Genomic DNA, 12,965 nt, shown 5'->3' on the forward strand with positions numbered 1-12,965 from the left:
CAAAAAAGAGATTTTTGGACTCCAATAAATTTTTTAATGTGATTTTGCGTTTATTGAGGTGTAGTCATAAAACAGATCACGAAAACAATTAATTTATTTTTAAAATGCCATCTGCATCCACTTCTGACAACATTGTTGTACGTATACTAAAATCCATTTTTTTTAAAAATGCCACTAGTAAAGCAGGACGCTATGCAAGGAATACAAGCAGCTTAGTGCAACTCTTAAAAGATACACTGGCAAAGAGTAATAGCCTAAAAGGTGCAGGGTATGATGCTCTACGCGAAAAAGTAGGGCTACTTACAAGATTGCTTAAGGCATACGTGTCAGGCAATTACCGCACAGTTCCTTGGAAAACATTGACGCGCATTATTGCTGTATTGTTGTATTTTTTATCGCCTATAGATCTGATTCCAGATTTGTTGCCTGTAGTGGGTCTTACTGACGATATTGCATTGATTGTGTGGTTGTTTAATGCTATCTCAGACGACCTTGAGTCTTTTCGCCAGTGGGAGTCACAGCAAAATACGGTTTCTATTGATACAGAAATAGGCTAAGTGAGCAGAGAGAGAAAGATGAAGAAGGGAGTCCTTGCCTCCAAAAATCATAAACCTAGAGTGACAAACTCAATATTTAATACTGCTTATTTGACGAATAGTTGTTAATTTTGCAGCTGGTCGTCTTAAAAAACGCTTAAAATTCGGAGGAAGTAAGGTAAATTTAAGGCCTTAGTTCGTTTTACAGATGTAGTAATTTAAGTTATTTGTCAATATCAGATTGTTTTAGACAACTAATAGCTCAACAATCATTAACCGTATTATCAATGAATATGCTTTCAATCTTGTTATTTTTAGGCTTAGGAGGACAAGAAATCCTTTTGATTGGCCTTATCGTTTTGTTGCTTTTTGGTGCTAAGAAGATTCCTGAGCTTATGAAAGGTCTTGGCAAAGGCATCCGTGAGTTTAAAGATGCTTCTAAAGAAGTAAAAGAAAACATCGAGAAAGGACTCGACGATGTAAGTAAATAATTAATCTGGGTATTTTTTAATAGCCTGATTCACTAAATCAGCAGTAGTTACAGAACTACTGCCGATTTTTTATTTTATGCCTTTCCAAAAACCACCTTATATAATATTTTGAAGTCATACACATCTTTCGGTCAAGTACAAGCAGATTTGAGCGCCGATCGGGTATCGTGCCGTGAGTTGGTAGCGTATTATCTAAAAAATATCGAAGAAAAAAATCCTACTCTCAATGCCTTCGTGGCGGTTTATGATGAAGAAGCCCGCCATAGAGCAGAAGAGATTGACAAAAAAATAGCCGCAGGCACAGCAGGACGCTTAGCGGGGATGGTAGTCGGAATCAAAGATGTCCTTTGTTATCAAGGGCATGGGCTACAAGCAGGAAGCCGCATATTAGATGGGTTTATTTCTCAATTTACAGCTACGGCAGTACAAAGAATTTTGGACGAAGATGCCATTATCATTGGACGTCAAAACTGTGATGAGTTTGCGATGGGGTCTTCCAACGAAAACTCTGCTTTTGGGGTAGTGCGCAACGCTACGGATATTTTACGAGTTCCAGGCGGGTCGTCAGGAGGCTCTGCGGTGGCAGTGCAAGCTGATATGTGTTTGGCATCACTAGGGTCGGATACGGGAGGCTCGGTGCGTCAGCCAGCCGCTTTCTGCGGACTAGTTGGGTTCAAACCGACGTATGGTCGTATTTCGCGCTGGGGTCTGATTGCTTATGGCTCCTCTTTTGATTGCATTGGCCCCATTGCCAATAGCGTGGAAGATGTGGCACTGCTACTTGAAGTGATGGCAGGCAAAGATGATTTTGATAGTACAGTTTCTGAAAGAGAAGTCGAAAAATATACTTCATTAAAATTAGACTCTCCGTCTTTAAGAATTGGGTATCTTCGAGAAAGCCTAAGTGAGGCTATCCAGCCCGAAATCAGAGAAGCTACTCAAGCCAAACTTACTTGGCTTCGAGAGCAAGGGTATGTAGTAGAACCCGTCGATTTTGAATTACTATCTTATATTTTACCTACTTATTATATTCTGACTACTGCTGAGTCAAGCTCCAATCTTTCGAGGTTTGATGGGGTGAGGTATGGGCACAGAAGCAGTAAAGCCGAAGATTTAACTTCTTTATACAAAAAATCAAGGAGTGAAGGTTTTGGGGCAGAAGTAAAGCGTCGTATCATGCTTGGTACGTTTGTATTGAGTGCGAGTTATTATGATGCTTATTATACCAAAGCGCAAAAAGTAAGACGTCTGATGAAAGAGCAAACGGACTTGCTTTTTGAGAAATATGATTTTTTGTTGATGCCAACTACTCCCACTACTGCTTTTCCGATTGGTGATAAAATGGAAGACCCATTGCAGATGTATTTGGCGGATATTTTTACGGTGCAAGCCAATGTAGTAGGAAACCCAGCGGTTTCGATTCCGAATGGTACCGACGAAGCGGGGTTGCCTATTGGGTTACAAATCATGGGAAAACCTTTTGGAGAAGCTCAGCTTTTGGCTTTTTGCAATCACCTTATGAGGAGTAGTCAGCAAGTACAGAACTTATCTACATACTAGCCATTGAAAATAGAAAGAGAAATGTAAAATCTAACGAGAAACAAACGTAAGCGATGATGGATTTGAAGCGAATTGTGAGAGTAAGTATGGTGGCCGGACTATGTTGGCTTGGGGCCAGCAAATATGCCCATACCCAAGTGGTAGAAACTAACACCAACGTGGCTGAGGAGGAATTATTAAAGATTGAAAATTTTGCCGATTCCACGGTGCCAGAAGCATTGGTAAAAGAGCGTTTGGCAAAGTTGCAAAATGAGATTCCGTTGCGTTATCACAAAGTGACGCATCAATTTGTCGAATACTTCATCTACAAAAAACCTAGCTTCGTCAAAAGAATGCTAGAGCATATGCATTTGTATTTCCCGTTGTATGAGCAAACGCTCGAAAAGTATAACATGCCTCGTGAGTTGAAGTTTTTGTCTCTCATTGAGTCAGGATTAAATCCGCGCATTATTTCATACGCTGGCGCGGGAGGTCTTTGGCAATTTATGCCTGCTACTGGCCGCGAGTATGGTATGAAACAAGACAACTATATTGATGAGCGCTTTGACCCCGTTAAGTCAACGGATGCTGCCTGTCGTTATTTAAAACGCCTTTATAATGCTTTTGGGGATTGGGAAATGGCCTTGGCCGCTTACAACGTAGGTCCCGGAAATGTCAAAAGGGCGATTCGGCGCTCAGGTTCCAATACGTTTTGGGGGATATACAATTTCTTACCAAAACAAACGCGTCATTATGTACCACAGTTTGTGGCTATTATGTACATGATGCACTATCATGCTGATCATGGCGTATTTCCAGAAAGTCCCGAATATCCGATGCTGACGGATACACTCCAAATCACGGGCTATTTCAATCTTCATACTTTTGCTAAATTAAGTAATGTCAATTTAGATGACTTGTACAAGCTCAATCCACAATTGATCAATACGGAACTCCCTCATTACGTTAAAGATTATGTCGTCAAAGTGCCTAGCTATTGCTATGAATATGTTACAGAAAATAGAATAGCGATTTGGGACTCCGCATGTAAATCTCCCTTTAGCAAAGCTCCCTATGCTTTGGCCTCACTCACAACGGCTGATAGTACAGAGCAGTCCGAAGAAGAGGGAGAAACCCTAAAACGTAGTACTCAGAAACTTTTTCATACTGTCAGAAAAGGAGAAACTTTGGGGAAAATAGCCAACCGGTATGGGGTAGAGATGCACGAGCTCAAGAAGTGGAATCACTTGAGAAGCAGCACTGTGATGCGAGGTAAAAAACTTCTAATTTATAAAGAGACGGTCGGAAGCCCGGTGCTCCAACGTTTGGCAGGAGGGGATACTAACCCCAAAGCAAACACGAAGATTAAAATGCGTTATCATCGTGTGCAAGCAGGCGACACACTCTCTACAATTGCTGAACGTTATGGTATTAATGTAAGCCGCCTCAAAAAAATTAATAGATTAAAAGGTAATACGGTTCGCAAAGGACAAAAACTAATTGTCGGATAATAATAATCTGTAATATTGTTGGTTATCCGTTAGGCGTTGTCGGACTGTATCACCATTTTTGATAACCGATAATTTTAACGGATAACATCACTCTAATGGCACTTTTTTATTTTAAAGCATTTCATATAGTAGGGGCCGTCGCATGGTTTGCGGGCCTTTTTTATTTAGTTAGAATGTTTGTGTATCACATTGAAGCTGACCAAAAGCCCGAACATTTGCGTCAAGCCTTCAAAGATCAATTCAACCTCATGGAATGGCGTGCTTACAAAATTATCTGTAATCCTGCCATGATGCTTACTTGGACATGCGGCCTTACCATGACGTACCTAAACCCAGGCTATTGGCAAATGGGTTGGTTTCAAGTCAAATTTGCGATTTTGTTGTTGCTTTCGGGCTATCATACTTGGTGTAAGCGCGTGATTATAAAACTAGAAAAAGGAGAAAAACCCTATAATTCTTTCCAATTTCGACTTCTCAACGAGTTGCCTACCTTATTTTTAGTGAGCATCGCTTTGCTGGCGGTCTTGCGCGACACCCTCAATTTCCTCTATGCTTTCGGTGGTGTGCTGGCCTTTGGCATTCTATTGTTTGTGTTTGCTAAGGCATATAAAAAACGACGGGGCGAAGGCTAATACCATAACTGTGATGAGTGATTAGGGTTGTGTATTTGATTAATACAACAGCTATGCTACTAACAGAATATGGCAGAGCGGATATTTGAAGCAAAGCTTTGTCTGAAGCTTCAAAATCCCTTTTCTTCAAGCACTTCAAGGAAAGTTCCTTACATTTTAGGACAATGTAAATAGCAAAAAAACAACTTATTGCTTCCTTAAAAAAGTGGATAAGGTAGAGGCAGCAAATTATTAAGATGTGATTAAAAAGAAAGATTCGCTGTTTTTTGTATGGCTTAAAGATTTAGTTTTGGAAATGAAAATGACAAAATCTAATCTTTAAACCTATAGGGAATTATATCCAAATAAGTTGTATTTATAAAGAAAAGTAAAAATGTCATAGCACATGGAGTGGGTAATATAACAATTAGCTTCTTAAAACATTGGTATAAGTTTTACAATTTAATATCCTCAAAATCCTGTCACCTACACAAAGTACCCAAAAACTACTAAAATGAGTATTTAAACGGGTTTGATTTAGGATTGCCACTACCAAAATCTTATAGGTTTTTTTGCCTATTCAAGGTGTTTATTGCGACCATATATATTTATAAGTAGTTAAGTAGGGGCGGCTTATCATCCAGTTTTTTGGAGCAGTGGCGTTAATATAACTGTTTGATTTTGAGATAATAAGTTCGCAGGAAAACTACGATTAATAGTTGACGGCCAAATCGTGATGTACTTTCACATTAATTTTTAAAAGCTTACTTTATTCTAATTAAACAATACACCTAATACCTAAATAATCACGCCATGAAGCATTCTTTTTGGTTTCTTCTTTTTTGTACTTTTTCAATATATGCTCAAACTCCTCCTCAAGCGAGCGAAAAAAATGAACTGAAATACCCTCTCAACCCATCAGGCTCTCATTTTTTTAAGGTTACATTTATGAACCAAACTTGGGTGCGTTATAATCAAAGCAACCCCGGCACTACAGTGGTGGGCGAAGCATCGCCCCAAACCTTAGATTTAGGACTTCGCCGCACGCGTATGCAGATGTTTGGGCAAATTACCGACCGCGCTTTTGTATACTTTCAAATGGGAATGAACAATTTCAATTTCTTAAACGGATTTCCTGCTTTAGGGAATGCTCAAGGTGTAGCTTCCAACCGTAAAATCGGCTTTTTTATCCATGATGCTGTCGTCGAATATTCGGCTTTTGCCAACAAAGATTGGCTCAAAATAGGAGGGGGGCTTACGATTTTGAATGGTCTTTCGCGGTTTAGTCAGCCAAGCGTAACTTCTATCATGACGATGGATGTGCCAGTATTTGCGCAAGCTACCGTAGATCAGACCGACGAGTTTTCACGAAAGCTGACCTTGTATGCACGCGGGCAAGTCGGTAAGTGGGATTATCGTTTAGGCTTGACCGATCCCTTTCCTATTGGTACTAACGGAAACCCCGTTGCTGCTATTTCAACCAACTCTTCGTTTGCCGCCAAAGGCCATCATAAGCAATATCAAGGCTATCTGATTTATAATTTCTTTGATAAAGAAACTCATCAGACGCCCTATATGACAGGTACTTATTTAGGTAAAAAGAAAATATTAAACATAGAAGGTGGGTTTATTACACAAAAAAATGCGATGTGGCGCACCGAAAACCAAGGACGCGACACCGTCTATAATGCCTTGAAACTATGGTCGATTGCGATGTATGCGGATATGCCTCTCAACAAACAAAAAGGGACAGCTATTTCGGCTTATTTAGGGTATTTTAATACTGACTATGGTACAAATTATTTACGATTCAATGGTATCATGAACCCTGCCAATGGAACCACGTTGCCACTTTCTGGAGTATCTGGTACACAAGGAAATGCTTTCCCGATGTTTGGAACAGGGAGTGTGGTGTATGGGCAGATAGGGTATTTGTGCGCAGCAGACTTACTAGGTAAAAATGGCACACTTATGCCCTATGCATCGGCTCAATTGGCAGATTATCAGAGATTAAATAATACGGCTGGGATTTATAGTACAGGAATCAATTGGCTACTTAAAGGTCATAATGCGAAACTGACACTTGATTACCAAAATCGTCCCGTGTATCAAAATGCTGTAAATGGTCAGCTGAATGCTAATGGGAGAAAAGGAGCTTTGACGCTTCAGTATCAGATTTTTATATGAAAATTGTGTGGTTTTCAATGTATACCAAAAGCTTCCTTTGTTAGGGAGCTTTTGTGTTTTAATAAAATTTAAAAAACATTAAACTGTCATTAAACCTGACCAAAATCATCTCTAATCGACATAAGATGGCTAGATTTTTGTTTATAAAAAAGTAGTTTTTATCGTATATAATTACCCTAACTACTATGGCTCAACAAAATTTTACTAAGCTAGCAATAGGTGTTGTATTAATAATAAGTTCTGGGGCTTGTAATCCGAATGCCAACGAGCCTGTTCAAGAAGGAGTTGATAGAGAGCTTGAGAAGGTACTTACTGCAGCATCTTCAGGGAAAGGGAAAGAGTTTTATATTTTGCCCGCTAGTACTGATTTCAATAAAATTCCTCAAGACCCTAAAAACCCCATTATTGCCGATAAGGTAGAGCTAGGCAAACTTCTATTTCATGAGACAGGTCTTGGAATGACGCCTCAAAAAGTATCAGGGTACCAAACTTATTCATGTGCTACTTGTCATCATTCCAAAGCAGGGTTTCAGGCGTGCGTGCCGCAAGGTATGGGCGATGGAGGCACAGGTTTTGGGTTGAGTGGAGAGGCTCGTACGATTAAGCCTGATTACAAACCTAATGAAGTAGATGTACAGCCTATTCGTACACCTTCGGCGATGAATGCGGCCTATCAACCTAATATGTTGTGGAATGGCCAGTTTGGCGCTACTCATTTCAACGAAAATACGCAAGCTGCTTGGACTAAAGGGACGCCCAAAGAAAATAATAAACTTGGGTTTCAGGGCATCGAAACGCAGGCTATTGCGGGTCAAGGGGTACATCGGTTAGGGTTTAATCCTAATTTTTTCTTCAATCGACCGCTCTATCGAGATTTATATGCAAAGTCGTTTGACCTAAAAACGTTGAATGACCCCGCACAATCAGTCATCAACGTAGGGCTGGCGATTGCTGCTTACGAACGGACCTTATTGTCCAATGAGGCAGCTTTTCAGCGCTGGTTGAAAGGCGAATATAGCGCTTTGAGCGAGAGCCAAAAGCAAGGGGCAATTTTATTTTTTGGGAAAGCAGGTTGTTATCAATGTCACAATGGTCCCTCTCTTGCCAATATGGAATTTTACGCACTTGGTATGTCAAATCTTACCGAAGGAACCTATGGGGCAAATGTAGTCGTAAATGCAGGCAGCGAAAAAGCTGAGCACAAAGGAAGAGGAGGCTTTACAGGCAAGGCTTCCGATATGCACAAGTTTAAAGTTCCTCAACTTTATAATTTAAAAGATTCACCTTTTTATGGACATGGAGCTTCATTTACAACCATAGAGTCGGTGATTACCTATAAAAATGCGGCAGTACCTCAAAACAAAAGCGTGCCTTCGTCGCAACTAGCCAAGGAGTTTAAGCCTCTTCAACTAACGCAGGAGGAAATACAGCATTTGACTTCTTTTATCAAAGAAGGACTCTATGACCCAAATCTTAAAAGATATGTACCTCAAGCTTTGCCTTCGGGACTTGGCTTTCCTAACAATGATACGCAAAGCCGTAAAGATTTAGGTTTTTAGATGTTGTATTTTTTTGTAAAAAAATTGGTTTATTTGTTGACAAGAAATGTGAGGCATTAAAACCACTTTGAGCCTCCTTAATGTTTATAAAAAAATAAAATACATCAATGAAAAAAATCCTTTTAAGTTTTCTGTTAGCAAGTACGGGGTTGATTTATGAAGCCGCAGCGCAGTCGGTAGCGGCATCTGTATTAGTGACCGACAGCCCTCGACTAGAGGAGTTTGTGGGAAATTTTAAGTTTGAAGACCTTCCTTTTGAATATATCGAATTTAGCATCAAAGAAGGAAACCTGTACGTCAAAGCAGGAGACAGAGAAGGTCCTTTAAAGCCTATTAAAGATACAATAGATAGATTTGAAAATGCCGATAATATGGCTAAGTTTTCTTTTTTGCGCAATGAAGAAAAACAAATTGTCAAAGTAGTTTTGGACTACGACGGTAGTGTATTTGAAGGTAAAAAAGATGCCTCAAAAAAATGAGTAGAGCTAATCTTTGCTAGATAAATTAAGGCTAGACCTTCTATAAGCATAAACATTGAAATTAGATTTTGAAAAAGGCTCTTGAAAAAGAGTCTTTTTTATTGGATTTAGAAAGCGTATAAATCACCCGAAATCTTCTTTGAAGAAGAAACTTCTTTTAGATGTATGAAAGTTTCTTTTCTTCACAAATTCCTTTGGGGTTCTTTGCTTATGGGAATCCTTGCCATTTTGGGGGCTTGTCACCGAAACGCACCATTGACCTATCAACCTATTGCCGAGCCTTTTGTACTTGACTATGCACCTAATCGCTTTGAGGCCGAAATCCAAAAGTACGAAAAAGAGGATGCTACCAATGGCATAAAAAAAGACGGTATTTTGTTTTATGGAAGTTCAAGCTGGCGGCTTTGGAAAGATATCCAAACCGACCTTGCTCCCCTTCCTATTTTAAATCGGGGTTTTGGAGGTTCTACCATTCCTGAACTTATTCATTATATAGACCGAATGGTGTATCCCTATGAGCCAAAGCTCATTGTGGTATATGGCGGGGAAAACGACTTAACTGGAAAAAAATATAAATCTCCCGAACAAATGTTTGATTCTTATCGGGAGTTTGTATCACTTGTACAAAAGCGTTTGCCTCAGACTCATATTTGTTTTGTCTCCATGAAACTCTCTCCTTCGCGGCGTCAACATTGGCCTACTGTAAAAGCCGGAAATGCCATGGTAAAATCAATGAGTACAGGGAAACGATTATCTTATGTAGATATTAATCCTGTGCTTTTCAATGCCAACGGAACGGTAAAAAGCGAACTTTATACCAAAGATAGCTTACATATCAATCCCCAAGGATATCGCGAATATGCCAAAGTACTTGTGCCAGTCTTAAAGAAAAAATACAAGTAAACAGATGCAAACAACTCGTCGCCAATTTATCCAGCAGTTAGGAATGACCAGTGCCGCTTTAGCACTATCTACTGCTTTTTCTTTGGATGGGTATTCTAAAGTCAAGGTGAGCCTGCCTCGAAGTGTGCCGGAGCTACAACGGGTTGACTCGGCGGGTATCCTTGCTTTTTTGGAGGCCATTGTCCAAAGCAAACACGAATTTCACAGTCTTATGATAGTAAGGCACGGGCAAGTAGTGGCCGAAGGATGGTGGGCTCCGTATCGGGCAGATTTACGGCATACGATGTATTCGATGAGCAAAAGTTTCACTTCTACTGCGGTAGGTTTGGCTATAGCAGAAGGAAAACTCAAAACGTCTGATTTGGTTGTTTCGTTTTTTCCAGAGGATTTGCCCCCCAAAGTAAGTGACCATTTAGCGGCACTCACCATCAAAGATTTGCTTACGATGTCGGTAGGGCATGCTGTTGACCCCACAGGCCAGGGGATTAGAGATGAAGAAAATTGGGTAAAAATGTTTTTAGCTTTGCCCATTCCTAACCAACCCGGAAGTACGTTTTTGTACAATAGTATGGCTACTTATATGTGCTCAGCAATTGTACAAAAAGTAACAGGCCAGAAGCTAATCGACTATCTCAAGCCTCGTTTGTTTGAACCATTGGGAATAGAGGGGGCCGACTGGGAAGAAGATTTCAAGGGAATCAATACCGGTGGCTGGGGCCTAAGAGTACGCACAGAAGATTTGGCGAAGTTTGGGCAGCTTTATTTACAGAAAGGCGTATGGAACGGCAAACAGCTTATCCCGAAAGCATGGGTAGAAGAGGCTACGTCGTTTCATATTCAGCAGCCTTCGCCTGCCAAACCTACACGGTCCAAGGAAGATAATGATTGGCTGCAGGGGTATGGCTATCAGTTTTGGCGCTGTCGCCACAATGCTTACCGTGGTGATGGAGCTTATGGGCAATATACAATTGTAATGCCCGACCAAGATGCGGTGATTGCGATTACAAGCGAAACTCCCGATATGCAAGGAATATTGGATTTGGTGTGGAGACATTTATTGCCTGCGATGAAGTCCCAGCCTCTTCCTGCCAACCCAGCTTCTACTAAACTACTAAAACAACAGATGAGTACTTTGGCGCTTAGTACTCCTAAGGGGAAAGTATTACGTGTCAATGCCGCCAAAGTATCAGGTCAGTCATTTCGGATGGAATCTAATCCCCAAAATATAGAGAGTGTATCATTGGCCTATCGAGAGGGAGATACTTATGAGTGGATAATGAAAGATGCAAAAGGTACTCATAAGATTGTCTGTGGTATTGGAAAATGGGCTTTTGGAGAAACGAATCTTCCGCGTCCTAATTTGGTTCCTTCTCAGAAAATAAGAGGAGAAAAAATCGCCAAAATAGCCGCTAGTGGGGTATGGAATGATCCTCAAACCTTTGAAATCACGATAAGGTATTATGAGTCACCACATCGAGATTATGTGATATGTTATTTTGAGGATGATAAAATTCGAGTCAGTTTTGACAATAGCATCAATCGAATGTCGGGAGCGAAAGACAAACGATTGCCTATTGAAGGCAAACGGATTGTTTGATATGAAAAATTAAAACGGCAGCTCAATTTGAGCTGCCGTTTGTATAAATATACTGTCCAATAAATAAAGCTTAAAGAGGGTTTTGGACTATGGCTTTGTTGGCATCAAGTTCTCTTCTTGGAAGTAAGAATTCCCACTGAACATCACCTGGAGGTACATCAAAAAGTACTGTGATAGAGGCAATATGATTGGCACCGTTACGATTGAGGGGTTGATTAAGTCTTTTCAAGTCTAAGAATCTAAATCCTTCACCCCAAAGTTCAATGCGGCGATTGAAGTAAATCTCTTCTAGTAAGGCTGCACCTGTTTTGGTCGAAAGTTTGTAAGCGGCATCTCTTTTGCTTTCTAAGTCAAACAGTGCCTTTGCAGCTCCAGCATCATCACCTAATTTTGCTTTTGCTTCTGCTTCAATCAAATACATTTCTGCTGCTCTCATGTATGGTACATCTCCCATAGCACTGGTCGAAGGCGTACCAGGAAGTCGGAATTTTTGATTGAGATACGGTACTCGTACTCCTCCTGGAGGTACTACCGAATTGGCAGCGGTGGGAGCTTTTACCCACATTTTAGACCGTATGTCAGTGGTTGGGATTTTGTCATAAAGCAAGCTATTGATTACCTTAGGATAGGTTCTGATTACGGTCGAGTTGTAGTTGCAAGAGATATATGAGTGATATCCTCCAAAAAACTCTGATTGATCTTCGAGGTGGTCAAAGCCCCACATCCATTCTGGATTGGTGATGTCAGCAAAACCGTCTTGGTATTGTGTCTCAGACATTAATGCAAATCCAGTACGTGCTTCGGCAGCATATTTGGCGGCATCAGCCCAGTTTTGTTGGGTAAGCGCTACTCTCGCCAAAATCCCCTTTGTCACTTCTAGATTGATATGCGATTTGAAAGCGCGCGTAGTTTTGAGCAAAGAAGCGGCTTGTTGTAAATCTTTATTGATTTGAGTATATACTTCCTCTACGGTATTTCGAGCAAGACCTTCTGTAGTGGGAGTAAGTACCAAAGGAATGCCTAGTTGACTATTGGGTTTAGCCGAGGCGTCGTATCTTTTGCCATAAAGCTGGACCAAATTGAAGTAAGACCAAGCCCGTAGTGCAAGTGCTTCTCCTTTGACTTGGTCTCTTTCTGCTTGAGGACCTACAGCATTGTCAATATTGGCAATAGCGATATTGGCATTTCCAATCACACGATAGTATAACTCATAAGGGAAACGAGCCATATTGTTTGTTTCTGAGCGGTGAGCTGTCCAGCGGGTTTCACCTACGTGCCAGCTAGCGGCGGTAGTTCCGATGATAAGATCTTCCCCCATATGGTCTAAGATAATCATCATAGCAGGATGCCCTGAATGTCCCTGAGAGCTTAAGTATCTCAAAATGAGTGCTCTATAAATTCCATTAATCGCAGCAGTAGCGTTTTTGGTCGTGGCATAAGCCGAAGCCGCATCTACACTGGCCGTAGGAGCAGTATCAAGAAAAGTCTTTTCGCAAGATGTAGCTATTGTGCATACAACAGCTAGTAATATGACAATGAATTTATTTTTCAT

Annotated in this window: 11 protein-coding genes; 10 read left to right on the forward strand and 1 reads right to left on the reverse strand. The window is 40.6% G+C overall.

The annotated features are described in order from the left end of the window. Window positions 1–104 precede the first annotated feature (104 nt). The 10 genes from P1X15_RS11110 to P1X15_RS11155 all read left to right on the forward strand — a co-directional run bounded on the left by P1X15_RS11110 (window position 105) and on the right by P1X15_RS11155 (window position 11,413). The gene (locus P1X15_RS11110) at window positions 105–557 is read left to right on the forward strand and encodes a YkvA family protein (RefSeq protein ID WP_277338197.1); all 453 of its coding nucleotides are present in this window, start codon (window positions 105–107) and stop codon (window positions 555–557) included. Window positions 558–823: 266 nt separating this feature from the next. After that, window positions 824–1,027 (forward strand): twin-arginine translocase TatA/TatE family subunit, encoded by a 204-nt coding sequence (locus tag P1X15_RS11115; protein ID WP_028668364.1) that lies wholly within the window; start codon window positions 824–826, stop codon window positions 1,025–1,027. Between the two features lie 108 nt (window positions 1,028–1,135). Further along, entirely contained in the window at window positions 1,136–2,587 is a 1,452-nt protein-coding gene (gatA, locus tag P1X15_RS11120; RefSeq protein ID WP_277338198.1) for an Asp-tRNA(Asn)/Glu-tRNA(Gln) amidotransferase subunit GatA, read from the forward strand. 53 nt (window positions 2,588–2,640) lie between these two features. After that, window positions 2,641–4,077: a lytic transglycosylase domain-containing protein gene (locus tag P1X15_RS11125; RefSeq protein WP_277338199.1), complete on the forward strand. Its 1,437-nt coding sequence runs from the start codon at window positions 2,641–2,643 to the stop codon at window positions 4,075–4,077. 95 nt (window positions 4,078–4,172) lie between these two features. Then, on the forward strand, window positions 4,173–4,709 hold the full coding sequence (gene hemJ, locus P1X15_RS11130) for a protoporphyrinogen oxidase HemJ (RefSeq protein WP_277338200.1): 537 nt from the start codon (window positions 4,173–4,175) through the stop codon (window positions 4,707–4,709). Between the two features lie 792 nt (window positions 4,710–5,501). Continuing rightward, a complete protein-coding gene (locus P1X15_RS11135) occupies window positions 5,502–6,875 on the forward strand; it encodes a hypothetical protein (protein WP_277338201.1) in 1,374 nt (457 codons plus the stop codon). A gap of 185 nt (window positions 6,876–7,060) precedes the next feature. Next, on the forward strand, window positions 7,061–8,434 hold the full coding sequence (locus P1X15_RS11140; RefSeq protein WP_277338202.1) for a cytochrome-c peroxidase: 1,374 nt from the start codon (window positions 7,061–7,063) through the stop codon (window positions 8,432–8,434). 107 nt (window positions 8,435–8,541) lie between these two features. Next, window positions 8,542–8,913, forward strand: a complete 372-nt coding sequence (locus P1X15_RS11145) for a hypothetical protein (RefSeq protein WP_277338203.1) — start codon at window positions 8,542–8,544, stop codon at window positions 8,911–8,913. Window positions 8,914–9,078: 165 nt separating this feature from the next. Beyond that, the gene (locus tag P1X15_RS11150; RefSeq protein WP_277338204.1) at window positions 9,079–9,816 is read left to right on the forward strand and encodes a GDSL-type esterase/lipase family protein; all 738 of its coding nucleotides are present in this window, start codon (window positions 9,079–9,081) and stop codon (window positions 9,814–9,816) included. Window positions 9,817–9,820: 4 nt separating this feature from the next. Next, window positions 9,821–11,413, forward strand: coding sequence for a serine hydrolase (locus P1X15_RS11155; protein WP_277338205.1), 1,593 nt, complete (start codon window positions 9,821–9,823; stop codon window positions 11,411–11,413). 70 nt (window positions 11,414–11,483) lie between these two features. On the opposite strand, the gene P1X15_RS11160 is transcribed toward P1X15_RS11155, so the two are convergent. Then, window positions 11,484–12,965 carry a RagB/SusD family nutrient uptake outer membrane protein gene (locus tag P1X15_RS11160; RefSeq protein ID WP_277338206.1) on the reverse strand — a complete coding sequence of 494 codons (1,482 nt, stop codon included), beginning with the start codon at window positions 12,963–12,965 and terminating at the stop codon, window positions 11,484–11,486.

Source organism: Runella sp. MFBS21, assembly GCF_029433105.1.
Classification (GTDB): Bacteria; Bacteroidota; Bacteroidia; order Cytophagales; family Spirosomataceae; genus Runella.